Below are 18,266 nucleotides of genomic sequence, written 5' to 3'. Positions count from 1 at the left end.
AACGAAACCATTCCACCGAACGAAACCATTCCACTAAACGGAACCCTTCCACTAAACGGAACCCTTCCACTAAACAAAAACCTCCGCCCCGTTCCACCGAGCGAAACAATCCCCCCTTGCCCCCCGGCAAAAAAAAAGCTCCCGCCTTTCGGCGAGAGCAACCAGGGTACTACAAATGAAAACCTACACTTACGGACGTACTGCAATCGCTTCGATTTCGATTTTTACATCTTTCGGCAACCGCGCCACTTCAACACACGACCGCGCCGGGAAGTTCGCGTTATGCTCCATAAAGAACCCGTTATACACACGGTTCACCGCCTCAAAATCCGCCAGATCCTTCACGAATACGGTGGTTTTGATGATGTTATTCACCGTCAGCCCCGCCGCTTCGATAATCCCTTTGACGTTTTGTAACGACTGCAGCGTTTGCGCCTCAATGTCCGCCGCAATCGCACCCGTCTCGGGGCACAGCGGGATCTGCCCGGAAGTAAAGACGAAACTGCCCATATCCACACCCTGGACGTACGGTCCGATCGCCGCCGGGGCCGTGTTGGTCGAAATAATGGTGGTAGTCATACTCGCTCCTTTTTAAAAAAGGTTATACGTGCGGCTTTCCGCCGCACGCAATGGTTACAGGGCGCTGGTGAAAGTCCTGGACACCACATCCTGCTGCTGCTCGCGGGTGAGCGCGTTAAAACGCACCGCATAGCCGGAAACGCGGATCGTCAGGGTTGGGTATTTCTCCGGATGATCGATAGCGTCCAGCAGCATTTCACGGTTCATCACGTTGACGTTAAGGTGCTGGCCGCCCTCAATCGCCACATCGTGATGGAAGTAACCGTCCAGCAGCCCTACCAGGTTGTTTTTACGCGCCATCTCGTCTTTGCCCAGCGCGGCCGGGACGATAGAGAAGGTATAGGAAATCCCGTCTTTGGCGTATTTGAACGGCAGTTTCGCCACCGACGTCAGGGACGCGACCGCGCCTTTACGATCGCGGCCGTGCATCGGGTTGGCGCCCGGCGCGAACGGCGTACCGCCACGGCGGCCATCCGGGGTGTTGCCGGTTTTCTGGCCATACACCACGTTGGAGGTAATGGTCAGAATCGACTGGGTCGGCACCGCGTTGCGGTACGTCGGCAGCGCCTGGATCTTCTGCATAAAGCGCGAGACCAGGTCGCAGGCGATGCTGTCGACGCGATCGTCGTTGTTGCCGTACTGCGGGTATTCCCCTTCAATCACAAAATCCAGCGCCAGACCGTTGTGATCGCGCACCGGCATCACGCGGGCATATTTGATTGCCGACAGCGAATCCACCGCCACCGACAGACCGGCGATACCGCAGGCCATGGTGCGGTGCACATCGCGATCGTGCAGCGCCATCAGCGAGGCTTCGTAGCTGTACTTGTCGTGCATATAGTGGATCAGGTTCAGGGCGCTGACGTACTGCACCGCCAGCCAGTCCATAAAGCTGTCGAGGCTGGCCATCACGGTGTCGTAATCCAGTACTTCATCCATGATCATCGGCGTTTTCGGGCCGACCTGGATTTTCAGCTTCTCGTCCATCCCGCCGTTGATGCAGTACAGCAGCGTTTTGGCGAGGTTGGCGCGCGCGCCGAAGAACTGCATCTGTTTGCCGATCACCATCGGGCTGACGCAGCAGGCAATGGCGTAATCGTCACTGTTGAAGTCCGGACGCATCAGATCGTCGTTCTCGTACTGCAAAGAGGACGTTTCGATTGACACTTTAGCGGCATAGGCTTTAAACGCTTTCGGCAGCGCTTCCGACCACAGAATGGTCAGGTTCGGTTCCGGCGACGGGCCCATGGTGTGCAGGGTGTTGAGATAGCGGAATGAATTTTTGGTCACCAGCGTGCGGCCATCCAGCCCCATCCCGCCGATCACTTCGGTAGCCCAAATCGGGTCGCCGGAGAACAGCGTGTCGAATTCCGGGGTACGCAGGAAGCGCACCATGCGGATTTTCATAATGAAATGGTCAATCAGCTCCTGAGCCTGCACCTCGTTCAGCACGCCGGCTTTGATGTCGCGCTCAATGTAGATGTCGAGGAAGGTCGCGGTACGGCCCAGCGACATCGCGCCGCCGTTCTGGGACTTCACCGCCGCCAGATAGCCAAAGTACAGCCACTGCACCGCTTCCTGGGCATTACGCGCCGGGCGGGAGACGTCAAAGCCGTAGTTACCGGCCATCTCGGTGATTTGCTGCAATGCGCGGCGGTGCTCGGCCAGCTCTTCACGCAGACGGATGGTGGCTTCCAGATCTTCGCCGCGCTCCAGTCTCGGTTGCAGATCGGCAAACTGCAATTCACGTTCGCGGATCAGATAAGCGGTGCCATACAGCGCCACGCGGCGGTAGTCACCGATGATGCGCCCGCGACCGTAGCCGTCCGGCAAACCGGTCAGCACGCCGGATTTACGGCAGCGCAACATGTCCGGAGAATAGACGTCGAACACGCCCTGGTTGTGGGTTTTGCGCAGATGGGTAAAGGTGTACTCGAAATCGTTGTCCATTTCGCGGCCATAGGCCTCGAAAGAACTTTTGATCATGTTGACGCCGCCGTAGGGGTGTAGCGCGCGCTTCAGCGGCTGGTCGGTTTGCAGACCGACGATTTTTTCCAGCCGCTGCTCGATATACCCCGGCGCGTGGGCGGTAATGGTTGTCGCGACATTGGTGTCGAAATCGACCGGCGCATGGGTGGCGTTCTCTTTGCGGATGCCTTCCATGACTTTTTCCCACAGCTGCACGGTGGCTGGCGTGGCGTCGGCGAGGAAGCTTTCGTCGCCTTCATACGGGGTATAGTTATGCTGAATAAAATCGCGGACGTTAATCGCTTCCTGCCAGTCAGACCCGGCGAACCCACGCCAGGCGTCGAGATACGTGTCGTTTAACGCTACATCAACCTTCATGACAAACTCCCTCTGTACGGTACAGATTTAATAAATTCGATATCAGGCAAATTCAGGCTGTGAAACCTGGCGGCCCAGGCGAATAGCATCCTGAGCGATCATTTTTTCTTCATTGGTCGGGATCACCGCCGCAGCGGCGCGCGACTGCGGCGCGGAAACCACACGCGGCCCCACGCGGTTGGGCTGGGCGTTTCTGGCGTCGTCCACCACAATGCCGAACACCTTCAGGCGTTGAATCACCAGATTGCGGATAAGCACCGAGTTCTCGCCAATCCCGCCGGTGAAGATCACCCCGTCCAGACGGCGCAGCGCGCTGGCATGGCCGCCAATATGGCGTGCGATACGGTGGACAAACGCGCCAATGGCACGCTGCGCGCCCGCATGGCCTTCGTGATACGCCTGCTCAAGCACGCGTAAATCCGACGACAACCCCGACAGGCCGAGCAGCCCGGAAGATTTATTCACCACCCGCTCCAGATCCTCAAGGCTCTGCCCGGTCTGGCGCGCAAGATAGGCCAGCGCGCCGAAATCCACATCGCCGCTGCGGGTGCCCATAATCAGCCCTTCCAGCGGGGTCATGCCCATGGAGGTATCGACGCTTTTGCCGTCCTGTACCGCGCAAATCGACGCGCCGTTACCCAGGTGGGCAATCACCAGTCCGGCGTCGTTGGGGTCCAGATTAAGCAGCGTCACGGCTTCGCTGGCCACATAGCGGTGCGAGGTGCCGTGAAAACCGTAGCGGCGCACGCCGTGCTGTTCCGCATACTGATACGGCAGCCCGTAGAGATAAGCTTCCGGTTTTAAGGTCTGATGGAAACCGGTGTCGAAGACCGCGACCTGCGGCAAACCGGGGAACAGATGGCGCGCGGCTTCCACACCCGCCAGGTTGGCGTAGTTGTGCAGCGGCGCCAGCGGCGACACTTTCTTGATTTGCTCAACCACCTCGTCGGTGATGATCACCGCGTCGCTAAAGATCTCACCGCCGTGCGCAATGCGGTGGCCGATTAACGTCACCGCATCCATTAACTGACGCGTGTCCAGCTCCCTGGCGATGGCCGCCAGCGCGGCGTCGTAGGTGCTGTCAGCGAGTTTGATTTCGGTGGTTTTATCTACCACCAGCAGGGCATTGTCGGAGCCAATGCTGTCGGCAATGCCGGAAAGAACCACGTCGCAATGCTCAACGTCTAAAACGGAAAACTTAATCGACGACGAGCCACAATTGATGACAAGTACCACAGAATCTACGTTCATTACACTGCTCCGCCCACCCTTTCGGGTGGGCTTTGAGGTTAAACAGAGTGGGGATTAAAACAGTTTGTAAGCGATGTTCAGGATGGTCAGCAGGCCAATCAGGGTAACGAAGATGTTATCCGCACGACCTTTGTACTTCGCCAGCGCCGGGGTTTTACCAATCGCGTACATCGGCAGCAGGCACAGCAGAGAAGCGATAATCGGCGCGCCCATGGCTTCAATCAGGTCCAGAATGTTCGGGTTCGCGTAAGCCACTACCCAGGTGGAGCCCATGATGAAGACCATGCTGATGGTGTTCAGTTTGCCTTCAGAGATTTTGTTTTTGTCGCCTTTGTAACCGAACTTCAGGATCAGACCGTTCAGGCCTTCCAGCGTGCCCAGGTAGTGGCCGAAGAAGGATTTGAAAATCGCCACCAGCGCAATCAGCGAAGCCGCGTATTCCAGGGTCACCGCGAAGGTAGACTTGGTGCCGCTCATGGAAGCGAAGTGGTTAGCCAGATAAGAAAGCACCGGAATGTTCTGCGCTTTGGCTTCCGCCATGTTGGCCGGAGACAGGGTGAACAGGCAGCTGAAAGCGAAGAACATCACCACGGCGACCATCAGCATGCTGGCGCGAGAGATGATCTGGGAGCATTTCTTCTCGGTGTACTCTTTCCCGAAATCGGCTTCGTACTCTTCGCGTTTGGAGACCACGAAGGAAGAGACGATCGGCGAGAAGTTAAAGGAGAACACCATGATGGAAATACCCAGCCATACGGTCACCAGGATGCCATCGTGGCCCAGCAGAGAGATATCCGCGACCTGAGCCTGTTCGATCACCGCGCCGTTCCAGTAAGGGATCAGCGACAGGGAGATCAGCACCAGGCTGGCGATAAACGGCCATACCAGGTAGCTCATCACTTTTACCATCAGGTCTTTACCAAACCAGATAACGAATGCCATCAGCAGCAGCAGGAACAGCGCCACAAAGCCGCGGTTCAACGGCGCCATGCCGAGCTGGTTGACCCAGAAGGTCATAAAGGTATTGGTGATGGTGACGCCATAAATCCACAGCAGCGGACAAATCGCGAAGAAGTACAGGAAGGTGATCACCACGCCGCCGGTTTTACCGAAGTGCTCTTCAACCGTTTCAGTGATGTTGCCTGACGGATTGCTGCCGGACAGACACAGGCGCGCCAGCGCACGGTGGCAGTAGAAGGCAATCGGGTAAGCCAGCACTAACATTAATAAAATTGGAATTAAGCCGCCAAAGCCCGCGCGAATCGGGAAAAATAATACTCCAGCGCCGATGGCCGTACCAAACAGACCCAACGTCCACGTGGTGTCAGATTTACGCCAGGCGAAGCCCGACGCTTTCTGACCGGTTACAACAGTATTATCCAAACTCATTTGAAGTATCCTGTACAAAAATTATTAGTGAGTGGTTTCGAGACCGGTAATTTGCGAAACGCGCGACAGGTCAATATTGCCACCGGAAATAACGCTAACGGTTTTCTTACCCTGGATATAATGATCAAGCTTGCCGCTTAATAATGCAGCGCTGGCTAATGCGCCTGCCCCTTCAGTGATGATTTTATTTCTCTGGATCAGGTGAACCATACTGGAGCGAATTTCTTCTTCCGTCACCAGGACAATATCCGTGACCAGATCTTTAACGATTTCATAAGTTAAAACACCGGGGCGTGCCACGTCGCAACCGTCGGCGAGCGTTCCGGCATTACGGTGATTGGTAATATGACCGGCATAATAAGAAGACGCCATACCGTGAACGTTTTCTGACTGGACGCCGATAATATTAATGCGGGGGTTGATGGATTTAATCGCCAGCGCCACGCCGGCAATCAGTCCACCGCCGCCGATGGGCACGATAACGTTGTCGACATCGTACAAATCTTCAAGGATTTCAAGGCCAATAGTGCCCTGACCGGCGATGACTTTCTCATCATCAAAGGGCGGAATAAATAAGCGCCCTTCCATCTCCATAATTTCACTGGCTTTCGCGATAGTTTCGTTAAAGCTATTTCCGTGCAGGATCACTTCTGCTGAATAATCGGTGGTTGCGGCCACTTTTGATTTCGGCGCGCAGGATGGCATCACCACCTTACCGTTAATGCCTAACATGGCACAGGAAAGAGAAACACCCTGAGCATGATTCCCTGCTGAGCAGGCAACAACGCCCTGACGCTTTTCCTCTTCAGTTAATGAACTTAATTTATTAAAGGCTCCACGAATTTTAAATGACCCGGTGCGTTGCATATTTTCAAACTTAAGAAATATTTCTCCCTTACAACGCTCGCTTAAATAATTGGAACGTGGTTGACCAGTTTTATAGATGCGCCCATTAAGACGGGTGCGGGCTTCCATAATGTCATGGATGGTCAGTGGAAGATTATCGTAGGTTATCATGGTAAATCCTTTCGTAGCCGTCTGATACAGAGTTTTATTTTCAAGACGCGGCGATCCTAAGGCACATCCACCACCATTAATGTGACACACACGTCAAAACGCCCCCGGTCAATGTTTTCGGTGAGTAATTATTGAAGAAAATGCTACGGGGTCGACATTTTAATTATTTCGGATTACTTTAACTAATCCGAAGTAAATAAAATTAGTAATACCTCTTTAGAGGCAATATGTATAATTTTAAATCGAAAGTTAATTTGCGAATTAATTACAGCGCTTTTAAATAAAATATAAATTACACCCTTCACCAGGCATTAACATATTATTTACTTATGGGTGAATTGGTGATCATAAGCAATCTGAATGTTTTTTGACCGGCATGCTTTTCCGCAAGGAAATTTTTCCGGGTATAACCGACCCCACCAACGCGCCTCTAAATGAGATTTCGATCACAAAAAGATTGAACTTCACGGAGTGATGGTTTTATGATCGCTGCATTCCCACCATTTATTAACCATCGCGATACCTTCCTATGACAAACAACGCCGTCTCACGCAAAACCGCGTGGCTGCGGGTGGTTACGCTTGCTGTCGCCGCATTCATCTTTAACACCACCGAGTTTGTGCCGGTGGGATTACTGTCTGACATCGCCAGCAGCTTTTCTATGCAAAGCGCCCAGGCAGGCATCATGTTGACGATTTATGCCTGGGTAGTGGGCCTCATGTCCCTGCCTTTTATGCTGCTGACCAGCCAGATTGAGCGCCGCAGGCTGCTGATTGCCCTGTTCGTGGTGTTTATCGCCAGCCATATCCTGTCGTTCCTCGCCTGGAGTTTTGAGGTGCTGGTGATAAGCCGCGTCGGCATCGCCTTTGCCCATGCGATCTTCTGGTCGATTACCGCCTCGCTGGCGATACGCCTGGCGCCGGCGGGCAAACGCGCCCAAGCGCTGAGCCTGATTGCCACCGGCACCGCGCTGGCATCGGTGCTGGGCATTCCGATTGGCCGCGTGGTCGGGCAGTACTTCGGCTGGCGCACCACCTTTTTCGCCATCGGGATGGGCGCATTGATTACCCTGGTATGCCTGGCGCGCCTGCTGCCGAAGCTGCCGAGCGAGCATTCCGGTTCGCTGAAAAGCCTGCCGGTGCTGTTCCGCCGCCCGGCGCTGATCGGTGTCTATATTCTGACGGTGGTGGTCGTCACCGCGCATTTCACCGCCTACAGCTATATCGAACCCTTTGTGCAGACCGTCGCCGGCCTGAGCGAAAACTTCGCCACTTATATGCTGCTGGTGCTGGGCTTTACCGGGATTATCGGTAGCGTGATCTTCGGCAAGCTGGGCAACCAGCACGCCTCGCTGCTGATCGCGCTGGCGATAGCCCTGCTGGTGTGCTGCCTGCTTCTGCTGCTGCCCGCCAGCGCTAACCGCTGGAGCCTGACCGCGCTGTGCGCCTTCTGGGGGATTGCGATTATGCTGATCGCGCTGGGAATGCAGGTGAAAGTGCTGGCGCTGGCGCCGGACGCCACCGACGTCGCTATGTCGCTGTTTTCCGGCATTTTTAATATTGGCATTGGCGCGGGGGCGCTGGTGGGCAATCTGGTGAGTATGAATCTTTCGATGGCGTCGGTGGGCTATATCGGCGCTATCCCTGCGCTGGCGGCGCTGGTGTGGGCGGCGATCATTTTCCGCCGCTGGCCGGTGTCGCTGGAGGATCCGGCGCGTCAGGTTAACCCGAACTAAACACGCTTTTCATCACGCTCTCCTGCCTGCTGAACCACGGGTTCCGGGTCAGGCGGGCGTGATAACCGTCCTGCAGCCACATCACTCAGCCAGCTTGCGCGCATCCCTTATCCTCCGTGATAGCTGCTCACAATCTCCAGCACGCCGTTAATAATAAACTGCACGCCCATACAAACCAGCAGAAAGCCCATCAGGCGCGAAATGGCTTCAATGCCGCCCTTACCCACTACGCGCATCACCGCCCCGGAACTGCGCAGGCTGCCCCACAGGATAATGCCGACAATTATAAACAGCAGCGGCGGCGCAACGGCGATAATCCAGGCCGGAAAGGCGTCGGAATGGCGCAGCGTGGAGGCAGAGCTGATGATCATCGCGATGGTGCCCGGCCCGGCGGTGCTGGGCATCGCCAGCGGCACGAACGCGATATTGGTATCCGGCTCTTTGCTGATCTCTTCGGTTTTGCTCTGGACCTCCGGCGCGTCGTGGCCTTTTGGCGCAGGAAACAGCATCCGGAAACCGATAAACGCCACAATCAGCCCGCCCGCAATACGCAGACCGGGAATCGAAATCCCGAAGGTGTCCATGACCAGCTGACCGGCGTACCACGCCACCAGCATAATCACCACCACGTTAATCGACGTCATCAGCGCGGTGCGGTTACGCTCGGCGCTGCTCATATGGCCGGACAAGCCTAAAAAAAGCGCCACGGTGGTCAGCGGGTTCGCCAGGGGTAACAGCACCACCAGCCCCAGACCCAGGGCCTTAAATAATTCCAGCATATCAATCCTCTTACGGTAAATGGCAGGCGAAGTATAAGGATGCCCGCGCCGGGATACTCTCCTCAAAGCGTAAAGTTTCGTCGCCGTCTTTACAAACCCGGTGAATAACCTGAAGGCGTTGATGAGTGGGTAACATTTCGCCGTGAAAAGTTTAACTTATGAAACGTTTTAGCAGATCGTGTCATCTTAAATCCATTCGGTTGACTTATATTTGCCTGGGCAATAATATCTGCCGTGACTAATCTACTTGCCTGGGCAACCACTGTGAACAATCCTGACGATCTGTTTAATAACATCATCCCGCTGGGTCGCCTGATCCATCTGGTGAATCAGAAAAAAGATCGTTTGCTTAATGACTACCTCTCCCCGCTGGATATCACCGCCGCGCAGTTCAAAGTGCTGTGTTCCATCCGCTGTGGAGGTTCCATTACGCCGGTGGAGCTGAAAAAGGTGCTTTCCGTAGATTTAGGCGCCCTAACCCGCATGCTTGACCGCCTGGTCAGCAAAGGCTGGATCGCACGTTTGCCGAACCCCAACGACAAGCGCGGCGTACTGATCCAGCTGACCCCGGAAGGCGCGGCGCTGTGTGAGCAATGTCATCAATTAGTAGGGCAAACCCTGCATCAAGAATTAACTAAAAATATGACGGCAGAAGAAGTGGCAACCCTTGAATACCTGCTCAAGAAGGTTCTGCCGTAACCGACGGAGATAAGACGATGTCCAGACGTAACAATGATGCGGTGACGATTCATAGCATTTTGGACTGGATTGAAGAGAATCTGGAGTCCCCACTGTCACTGGAGAAGGTGTCCGAACGTTCGGGTTACTCGAAATGGCACCTGCAACGGATGTTCAAAAAAGAAACCGGTCATTCATTAGGCCAGTACATCCGCAATCGCAAACTGACGGAAATCGCCCGGCAGTTGAAAAGCAGCAACGAGCCAATTCTGTTTTTGGCGGAGCGCTATGGGTTTGAATCGCAGCAAACCCTGACCCGCACCTTCAAGAACTATTTTTCGCTGCCGCCGCATAAGTTCCGCGTGAATGCCACCGCGAACGATGCGCTGTATCTGCACAGAATCAACCATTAAACCTGCAATAACTTCACGTGTTGTACGTGACTGAGGAAATCATGAAATACGTCTTAGCAGCCTGCGCCCTGCTGGTACTGGCGACAGGCTCTGCTGCGGCGGAGCAATCCACCGGCTTCAGCCATCAGGAAGCCCGCGACCCGATGCTGACCTCCACCACCCACTGCACCTCGCCGTATGATTTTAATCATCGCGGCGCGGGCAGCGATAAATCCGATGAGCTTGGGGTGGCATACTACAACTGAGTTTAGCGGCGGGCGTTGCGCCCGCCTGCACATTCAGGCTTTGCGCGCCTTACGCGCCATCGGGAAGCCAAACACGTTGATATACAGCCCGCCCATAATCAGCACCGCCCCGCACATCTGTAGCCATGACAGCGTCTCGCCTAACAGCAGCGCGGCGCTCGCCAGCCCCACCACCGGCACCAGCAGCGACAGCGGCGCCACGCGCCAGGTTTCATAACGCCCTAACAGCGTGCCCCAAATCCCGTAGCCGACAATCGTCGCGCCAAACGCCAGGTACAGCAGCGATAAAATGGTCACCATATCGATGTGCATCAGGCTCAGCACCACCGTGGTGGGGCCATCCAGCAGCATACTGGCGACCAGGAACGGCGCGATGGGGATCAGGGCGCTCCAGACGACCAGCGACATCACCGCCGGGCGCGCTTCATGCTGCATGATCTTCTTATTAAAAATATTGCCGCAGGCCCAGCTAAATGCGCCGCCCAGCGTCAGCATAAAGCCCAGCAGCGGCACGTGCTCGCCGGTGAGGCTGTCTTCAATCAGCACCAGCACCCCCACCACCGCCAGCAGAATCCCCGCCAGCTGGCGCGGCTGCAAACGTTCGCCAAAGGTCAGCGCGCCGAGAATGATGGTGAAAAACGCCTGCGCCTGGAGCACCAGCGAGGCCAGCCCGGCAGGCATGCCAAACTTAATCGCGCAGAACAGAAAGGCGAACTGCCCAAAGCTGATGGTCAACCCGTAGCCCAGCAACAGGCGCAGCGGGACTTTCGGACGGGCAACGAAAAACAGCGCCGGAAAGGCCACCAGCAGAAAACGTAACCCTGCCAACAGCAGCGGCGGCATCGCGTGCAGCCCCCACTTGATGACGACAAAATTGACTCCCCATACCGTCACCACCAGCAGCGCCAGTAGCCCATCTTTTCGTGTCATACCCTGCCCCAAAATAATTAAATAATTGTTAACACTTCACCCTACCGCAAATCTTTACAAAAAGGGACCACCAAAATATGCCTCGTTAAAAAGCACGTCAGAACAACAGGCTGGGTGTACAACGCCGGTACGCCGTGGTATTGCTTGAGGGCATCACAACCGCAGCACATCTCACTGCCAATGACAAAAAGATCACAATATGCAGCCCAGGCACACATTATCAATCGGCGCACTGCTCGCCTCGTCGCTTCTGTTAACCATCGGTCGCGGCGCGACGCTGCCCTTTATGACCATCTACCTCAACCGCCAGTACGCGATGCCGGTGGATGAGATTGGTATCGCCATGAGTATCGCCCTGACGGTGGGCGTGTTCTTTAGCCTCGGATTCGGCATTCTGGCCGACCGCTTCGAGAAAAAACGTTATATGCTGCTGGCCATCGCGGTGTTTGTCGGCGGCTTTATCGCAATCCCCCTGACCCACAACGCCGCGCTGGTGGTGGCCTGGTTTTCGCTGGTGAACTGCGCCTATTCGGTGTTCGCCACGGTATTGAAAAGCTATTTTTCCGATACCCTGACCCCGGCGGTAAAAGCCAAAGTCTTTTCGCTGAACTACACCTTTTTGAATATCGGCTGGACCGTCGGGCCGCCGCTCGGCACCTGGCTACTGCTGTACGGGGTCAATATGCCGTTCTGGCTGGCGGCCCTCTGCAGTTCGATCCCCTTTGTCCTGATCCAGTGCTGCGTTAAGCCGCTGCACACCAGTCCGGATAGCCAGGCCGAAAAGCGCAGCGCCATCGCCGTCCTGTTGCAGGATCGCGCGCTGATTTACTTTACCCTGTCGGCGTTTCTCGGCTCGCTGGTGTTTGGATCTTTCGCCTCCTGCATTGCGCAATACGTAATGGTAGTGGCGGACAATCGGCTGGCGGAAACCGTAATCGGCGTGGTACTGCCGGTGAACGCGGCGGTAGTGGTATCGCTGCAATACCTGGTCGGGAAGCGCATTCGCGCCGAGAATCTCAAGCGCCTGATGCTATTAGGGACGCTGTTTTTCCTGCTGGGGCTGGGCGGCTTTATGATTTCCGGAGGCAATCTGTGGCTGTGGGGATTATCCGCCGCCGTGTTTACCTTCGGGGAGCTGATCTACGCGCCAGGGGAATATATGCTGGTGGACAACATCGCGCCCAACGGCCTGAAAGCCAGCTATTTCTCCGCCCAGTCGCTGGGCTGGCTGGGCGGGGCGCTCAACCCGCTGCTGACCGGGGTGATCCTGACTCACCTGCCGCCCTGGTCGCTGTTCGCGATCCTGATGGTGGCAACGTTGGGCGCATACCTGCTGATGCTGAAAGGGATGCGCGCGCCAGGGCCTGAAGCGATAACGACAGGTATTTAAATGTACAAAAACAGGCCGGGCCTTTGCCCGGCCTAAATCGCCACCAGCCCCCTGACCCCTTCCTGCTCCATCTGGCTGCCCGCGCCGCGCTGGATGATTTCGCCGCGCGACATCACCAGGTAGCTGTCCGCCAGTTCAGCGGCGAAGTCGTAAAACTGCTCCACCAGCAATATCGCCATATCCCCGCGCTTCGCCAGCTCGGCAATCACCGCGCCGATCTGTTTAATCACCGAAGGCTGGATGCCTTCCGTCGGTTCATCCAGGATCAGCAGTTGTGGGCGGCAGGCCAGCGCCCGGCCAATCGCCAGCTGTTGCTGCTGGCCGCCGGAGAGATCGCCGCCGCGCCGCTGTTTCATTTCATGCAGCACCGGGAACAGCGCGTAGATCTCATCGGGAACGGTACGCGCGTCGCGGCCTGAAAAGCGCGACAGCCCCATCAGCAGGTTTTCCTCCACCGTTAAGCGCGGGAAAATTTCCCGGCCCTGCGGCACGTAGGCCATACCCGCCCGCACCCGCTGGTGCGGCTTCAGGCGCGTGATGTTTTTATCCTGAAAGAGGACGTCGCCGGAACGGGCGGCAATCAGCCCCATCAGGCACTTCAGCAGGGTGCTTTTCCCCACGCCGTTACGCCCCAGCAGGCAGGTAACCTGCCCCGGCTGCACCTCAAACGACACGCCGCGCAGAATATGGCTGCCGCCGTAATACTGATTCAGACCGCTGACTGTTAACATTCCTGCTCCTTAACGCCCTAAATAGACGTCGATAACCTGCTCGTTGTTCTGCACGTCGCGCAACGATCCTTCCGCCAGCACCTGGCCCTGATGCAGCACCGTCACCCGGTCGGCGATGGTTTCAACAAAACCCATATCGTGTTCCACCACCATCAATGAATGTTTTCCTGCCAGGGCGCGGAACAGCTCGGCGCTGTATTCGGTTTCTGCGTCGGTCATGCCCGCCGCCGGCTCATCGAGCAGCAGCAGGTGCGGCTCCTGAATCAGCAGCATGCCGATTTCCAGAAACTGCTTTTGCCCGTGGGATAAGGTGCCCGCCGGGCGCTGGCGTTCGGCATTCAGCCGCAGCAAGCTTAACATCTCGTCGATGCGGTCGCGCTTTTCGCCGCTGAGACGCGCCCGCAGCGTGCCCCACACCGACTTGTCGCCTTTTTGCGCCAGTTCGAGGTTTTCAAACACGCTCAGCGCCTCAAACACCGTCGGCTTCTGGAATTTGCGTCCGATGCCCTGACGGGCGATATCTATCGACGACAGCGCGGTCAGGTCGGTGGACTGGTCGTAAATCGCCCGTCCGCTCTGGGGCCGGGTTTTGCCGGTGATCACGTCCATCAGCGTGGTTTTGCCCGCGCCGTTAGGGCCGATAATGCAGCGCAGCTCACCCACGCCAATCTGCAAACTGAGATCGGTCAGCGCCTTAAAGCCGTCGAAGCTGACGTTAATGTTCTCCAGTTGCAGTACCGGGTCGGTTTGCGCGCGATACCGATCGGTCATTTGTTGACGGGTGAACAGTCCTTCATCCGGTTGCATCATTGCCTGCCTCGCTTGATCAGACCCACCACGCCGCGCGGTAAAAAGCGCGTCACCAGAATAAACATCAGCCCCAGGAACAGCAGCCAGTACTCAGGCATCGCCACGGTGAACAGGCTCTTCGCACCGTTGACCAGCCCTGCGCCAATCACCGGGCCAATCAGCGTGCCGCGCCCGCCCAGCGCCACCCAAATCGCCGCCTCGATAGAGTTGGTGGGCGACATTTCGCCGGGGTTAATGATCCCCACCTGCGGCACATACAACGCGCCCGCCAGCCCGCACAGCACCGCCGACAGCGTCCAGACCAGCAGCTTGAAACCTTTGGGATCGTAGCCGCAAAACGTCAGGCGGCTTTCCGCGTCGCGCACCGCCGTCAGCACCCGGCCAAGCTTGCTCTTCGCCAGTAGCCAGCCGATTGTCAGGCTGAGGGTTAACACCAGCACCGTGGCGACAAACAGCCCAATGCGCGTCCCGGTGGCGGTCACCGGCATCCCCAGCAGCGTGGTGAAACCGGTAAACCCGTTATTGCCGCCGAAGCCGGTTTCGTTGCGGAAAAACAGCAGCATCCCGGCCCAGGTCAGCGCCTGGGTCATGATCGAGAAATACACGCCTTTGATTTTCGAGCGAAACGCGAAGTAGCCGAACAGCAGCGCCAGCAGGCCCGGCACCAGCACAATCAGCATCAGCGTCCAGAAAAAGCTGCTGGTGCCGAACCAGTACCAGGGCAATTCGCTCCAGGACAGGAAACTCATAAACCCCGGCAGCCCGTCGCCGGCGGCCTGGCGCATTAAATACATCCCCATCGCGTAGCCGCCGAGGGCGAAAAACAGCCCGTGGCCCAGCGACAGCATCCCGGCATAGCCCCAGACCAGATCCAGCGCCACCGCCATGATCGCGTAGCAGAGGATTTTGCCCACCAGCGTCAGCATCCATTCCGACAGGTGCAGCGGATGCGCGGCGGGCAGCAGCGCCAGGAACGGCAGCACCAGCAGCGCCGCCAGGATCGCGCCGCCGAGCGCCAGGCTCAGTCTGGGTCGCCGCCGGGTGGCGGCGGTGGATAACGGCAGGCTAATCATTCAACAACCCTCCCTTTGAGTGCGAACAGGCCCTGCGGGCGTTTCTGGATAAACAGCACAATCAGCAGCAGGATCAGAATTTTGCCCAGCACCGCGCCAAGCTGCGGTTCGAGGATTTTATTCAGGATACCGAGGCTGAACGCCGCCGCCACGCTGCCCGCCAGCTGGCCGACGCCGCCCAGCACCACCACTAAAAATGAATCGATGATGTAGCCCTGGCCGAGTTCCGGGCCGACGTTGCCGAGCTGCGACAGCGCCACGCCGCCCAGCCCGGCGATGCCGGAGCCGAGGCCGAACGCCAGCATATCCACGCGCCCTTCCGGCACGCCGCAGCACGCCGCCATGGCGCGGTTTTGCGTCACTGCCCGTACGTTCATCCCCAGCCGGGTGCGGTTGAGCAACAGCCAGGTAAAGGCCAGTACCAGCAGCACAAAACCAATCACCGCCACCCGGTTCCACGGCAGGATCAGGTTCGGCAACACCTGAATGCCGCCGGAGAGCCACGCCGGGTTCGCCACCTCGACGTTCTGCGCGCCAAACGCCATGCGCACAAGCTGGATCAGCATCAGGCTGATGCCCCAGGTGGCGAGCAGCGTTTCCAGCGGACGACCGTATAAATGGCGGATCACGCTGCGTTCCAGCGTCATGCCTATCCCCGCCGTGACCAGGAACGCCACCGGCAGCGCCACCAGCGGATAGAGCGCCAGCCACTGCGGCGCCCAGGCGGCGAAAGCGTTCTGGGTAAGCCAGGTACTGTACGCGCCGAGCATCAGCATTTCGCCGTGGGCCATATTGATGACCCCCAGCAGGCCGTAGGTGATGGCGAGGCCCAGCGCCGCCAGCAGCAGAATCGACCCCAGCGACAGGCCCATAAACGCCTGGCCCGCCAGTTCGCCCCACATCAGGCGCTGGCCGATGGCCTGCACGCTTTTTTCCGCCTGGGCGCGCACGTCGGCGTCGCGTTCCGTGTGCGGATCGGTTAACGGTTGCAGCCGCGCCTGCACCTGCGGCGATCCGGAGTTCTCCAGCTGTCTGGCCGCCGCCAGACGGACGGCGGGCTGCGGGTCGGTGAGATTCAGCAGCGCCAGCGCGGTAATCAGCGCCTCGCGCACCGCGCCGTCGGTTTCCTGCTGACGGCGCGTTTCCAGCAGCGAGGCCATCTCCGGGCTGGCGTCGCGCTGTAGCGTCTGCGCGGCGCGCAACCTTTCCGTGACGTTGTCACTCACCAGATAGTGAGACGCCAGCGCCGCCGTCGCCAGATTACGCAGCCGGTTAGTCAGGCGCAGCTTTTGGGTATCGCCCGCAGGCTCTGCGGCATCGCCCAGCGGCGTTAAATTTCCGGCGCTGGCGTCAAAAACCTGTTTCCGGCTATCCAGCACCACCCGCTCGGCGGCCAGCGCTTTCAAAAACGGTAATCGGCTGGGTTCGGGCGCATTGCCCCAGGCTTCCAGCATTTTCGCCTGTTCGGCGCGGTTGGCGCGTCCGAAATCATCGCCAGCGGCGGCCCATGCGCGTGCCGGAAGCAGCAGCATCACCAACAGCACATAGATAAAGGTGGCGGGTTTCATCATCAGGTCTCCGCATCGGCTCTGCGTAAGATGGCCTCCTGTCGCCAGGAGGCATCAGGCTTAGTTGCTGGCGGTTTTCACCGGCTGGTCGGATTTTTTGTCGTTACCGGCGATAAACGGGCTCCACGGCTGGGCGCGAACCGGCTGTTCGGTCTGCCACACCACGTTAAACTGACCGTTACCTTCGATTTCGCCAATCATCACCGGCTTGTGGAGGTGATGGTTGGTGGCGTCCATGGTCAGGGTAAAGCCGGACGGGGCTTTGACGGTTTGCCCGGCCATGGCGGCGCGCACTTTGTCCACATCGGTGGTGCCGGCTTTCTCTACCGCCTGCGCCCACATATGAATGCCCACCCAGGTGGCTTCCATCGGATCGTTGGTCACCACGCTATCGGCGTTCGGCACCTTGTTGGCTTTGGCCCAGGCTTTGTACGCAGCGACAAACTGGGTATTGGTCGGGTTATCCACCGATTCAAAGTAGTTCCACGCCGCCAGGTTGCCCACCAGCGGCCTGGTGTCGATGCCGCGCAACTCCTCTTCGCCCACCGAGAATGCCACCACCGGCACGTCGGTGGCTTTCACCGCCTGGTTTGCCAGCTCTTTATAGAACGGCACGTTGGAATCGCCGTTAATGGTGGAGATCACCGCGGTTTTGCCGCCCGCCGAGAATTTTTTGATGTCCGCCACGATGGTCTGGTAATCGCTGTGGCCGAACGGCGTATACACCTCCTGGATGTCCTTATCCGCCACGCCTTTGGAATGCAGGAACGCGCGCAGGATCTTGTTGGTGGTGCGCGGGTAGACATAGTCAGTACCCAGCAGGAAGAAGCGCTTCGCGCCGCCGCCGTCTTCGGTCATCAGATATTCCACCGCCGGGATCGCCTGCTGGTTCGGTGCCGCCCCGGTATAGAACACGTTCGGCGACATCTCCTCGCCTTCATACTGCACCGGGTAGAACAGCAGCCCGTTCAGCTCCTCGAACACCGGCAGCACCGATTTACGGGATACCGAGGTCCAGCAGCCGAACACCACGTCGACGTTGTCCTGGCTCAGCAGCTGGCGGGCTTTTTCGGCAAACAGCGGCCAGTTGGACGCCGGATCCACCACCACCGGCTCAAGCTTTTTACCCAGTACGCCGCCTTTGGCGTTGATTTCGTCAATGGTCATCAGCGCCACGTTTTTCAGCGGCGTTTCCGAGATCGCCATGGTGCCGGAAAGCGAGTGCATAATCCCTACTTTGATGGTATCCGCAGCCTGAACGCTGAAGGTCACGCCCATCGCCGACACGGATGCGCAGAGGGCGAAGGCTTTTAACAAGATACGTCGTTGCAT

17 protein-coding genes are annotated in these 18,266 nt (G+C 57.7%); 5 read left to right on the top strand and 12 right to left on the bottom strand.

Features of this window, described 5'->3' with window-relative positions; all coding sequences use genetic code 11:
- Positions 1-189: 189 nt before the first annotated feature.
- The 5 genes from GV764_RS11110 to tdcB are packed head-to-tail and all read right to left on the bottom strand — an operon-like array spanning position 190 to position 6,582.
- A complete protein-coding gene (locus tag GV764_RS11110) occupies positions 190-579 on the bottom strand; it encodes a RidA family protein (protein ID WP_144132065.1) in 390 nt (129 codons plus the stop codon).
- A gap of 54 nt (positions 580-633) precedes the next feature.
- A complete protein-coding gene (gene pflB, locus GV764_RS11105) occupies positions 634-2,925 on the bottom strand; it encodes a formate C-acetyltransferase (protein ID WP_161660208.1) in 2,292 nt (763 codons plus the stop codon).
- Between the two features lie 42 nt (positions 2,926-2,967).
- Positions 2,968-4,176 (bottom strand): propionate kinase, encoded by a 1,209-nt coding sequence (tdcD, locus tag GV764_RS11100; protein WP_161660207.1) that lies wholly within the window; start codon positions 4,174-4,176, stop codon positions 2,968-2,970.
- 54 nt (positions 4,177-4,230) lie between these two features.
- The gene (gene tdcC, locus GV764_RS11095; RefSeq protein WP_161660206.1) at positions 4,231-5,565 is read right to left on the bottom strand and encodes a threonine/serine transporter TdcC; all 1,335 of its coding nucleotides are present in this window, start codon (positions 5,563-5,565) and stop codon (positions 4,231-4,233) included.
- Positions 5,566-5,589: 24 nt separating this feature from the next.
- The gene (tdcB, locus tag GV764_RS11090; RefSeq protein ID WP_161660228.1) at positions 5,590-6,582 is read right to left on the bottom strand and encodes a bifunctional threonine ammonia-lyase/L-serine ammonia-lyase TdcB; all 993 of its coding nucleotides are present in this window, start codon (positions 6,580-6,582) and stop codon (positions 5,590-5,592) included.
- A 529-nt stretch (positions 6,583-7,111) separates the two neighbouring features.
- Between tdcB and GV764_RS11085 the strand changes: the two genes are divergently transcribed.
- Complete coding sequence (locus tag GV764_RS11085; RefSeq protein ID WP_161660205.1) at positions 7,112-8,317, top strand: sugar transporter; 1,206 nt, start codon at positions 7,112-7,114, stop codon at positions 8,315-8,317.
- A 107-nt stretch (positions 8,318-8,424) separates the two neighbouring features.
- Here the strand turns inward: GV764_RS11085 and GV764_RS11080 are convergent, their stop codons facing one another.
- On the bottom strand, positions 8,425-9,096 hold the full coding sequence (locus GV764_RS11080; protein WP_161660204.1) for a MarC family NAAT transporter: 672 nt from the start codon (positions 9,094-9,096) through the stop codon (positions 8,425-8,427).
- Positions 9,097-9,360: 264 nt separating this feature from the next.
- Here GV764_RS11080 and marR point away from each other — a divergent pair, with 264 nt between their 5' ends.
- The 3 genes from marR to marB are packed head-to-tail and all read left to right on the top strand — an operon-like array spanning position 9,361 to position 10,432.
- Positions 9,361-9,795: a multiple antibiotic resistance transcriptional regulator MarR gene (marR, locus tag GV764_RS11075; RefSeq protein ID WP_161660227.1), complete on the top strand. Its 435-nt coding sequence runs from the start codon at positions 9,361-9,363 to the stop codon at positions 9,793-9,795.
- Between the two features lie 17 nt (positions 9,796-9,812).
- The gene (gene marA, locus GV764_RS11070) at positions 9,813-10,187 is read left to right on the top strand and encodes an MDR efflux pump AcrAB transcriptional activator MarA (protein ID WP_161660203.1); all 375 of its coding nucleotides are present in this window, start codon (positions 9,813-9,815) and stop codon (positions 10,185-10,187) included.
- A gap of 41 nt (positions 10,188-10,228) precedes the next feature.
- Positions 10,229-10,432 carry a multiple antibiotic resistance regulatory protein MarB gene (marB, locus tag GV764_RS11065; protein ID WP_161660202.1) on the top strand — a complete coding sequence of 68 codons (204 nt, stop codon included), beginning with the start codon at positions 10,229-10,231 and terminating at the stop codon, positions 10,430-10,432.
- 33 nt (positions 10,433-10,465) lie between these two features.
- On the opposite strand, the gene eamA is transcribed toward marB, so the two are convergent.
- Complete coding sequence (eamA, locus tag GV764_RS11060; RefSeq protein ID WP_161660201.1) at positions 10,466-11,362, bottom strand: O-acetylserine/cysteine exporter; 897 nt, start codon at positions 11,360-11,362, stop codon at positions 10,466-10,468.
- 199 nt (positions 11,363-11,561) lie between these two features.
- Between eamA and ydeE the strand changes: the two genes are divergently transcribed.
- On the top strand, positions 11,562-12,752 hold the full coding sequence (ydeE, locus tag GV764_RS11055) for an efflux MFS transporter YdeE (RefSeq protein ID WP_161660200.1): 1,191 nt from the start codon (positions 11,562-11,564) through the stop codon (positions 12,750-12,752).
- Positions 12,753-12,784: 32 nt separating this feature from the next.
- Here ydeE and urtE read toward each other — a convergent pair whose 3' ends face one another.
- The 5 genes from urtE to urtA are packed head-to-tail and all read right to left on the bottom strand — an operon-like array spanning position 12,785 to position 18,266.
- Entirely contained in the window at positions 12,785-13,483 is a 699-nt protein-coding gene (gene urtE / locus GV764_RS11050; RefSeq protein WP_161660199.1) for an urea ABC transporter ATP-binding subunit UrtE, read from the bottom strand.
- 9 nt (positions 13,484-13,492) lie between these two features.
- Positions 13,493-14,290: an urea ABC transporter ATP-binding protein UrtD gene (urtD, locus tag GV764_RS11045; protein ID WP_161660226.1), complete on the bottom strand. Its 798-nt coding sequence runs from the start codon at positions 14,288-14,290 to the stop codon at positions 13,493-13,495.
- Positions 14,290-15,366: an urea ABC transporter permease subunit UrtC gene (gene urtC, locus GV764_RS11040; protein WP_201743143.1), complete on the bottom strand. Its 1,077-nt coding sequence runs from the start codon at positions 15,364-15,366 to the stop codon at positions 14,290-14,292. The genes urtD and urtC overlap by 1 nt, the downstream gene beginning before the upstream one ends.
- Entirely contained in the window at positions 15,363-16,937 is a 1,575-nt protein-coding gene (gene urtB, locus GV764_RS11035; protein ID WP_476561217.1) for an urea ABC transporter permease subunit UrtB, read from the bottom strand. Before urtB ends, urtC begins: the two co-directional genes overlap by 4 nt.
- Before the next feature lie 57 nt (positions 16,938-16,994).
- Positions 16,995-18,266 carry an urea ABC transporter substrate-binding protein gene (gene urtA / locus GV764_RS11030; RefSeq protein WP_161660198.1) on the bottom strand — a complete coding sequence of 424 codons (1,272 nt, stop codon included), beginning with the start codon at positions 18,264-18,266 and terminating at the stop codon, positions 16,995-16,997.

The organism is Atlantibacter hermannii, from assembly GCF_009907385.1.
Lineage (GTDB): Bacteria > Pseudomonadota > Gammaproteobacteria > Enterobacterales > Enterobacteriaceae > Atlantibacter > Atlantibacter hermannii_A.
The sequence above is the reverse complement of the archived record's forward strand: the minus strand, read 5'-3'. Positions and strand labels throughout refer to the sequence as shown.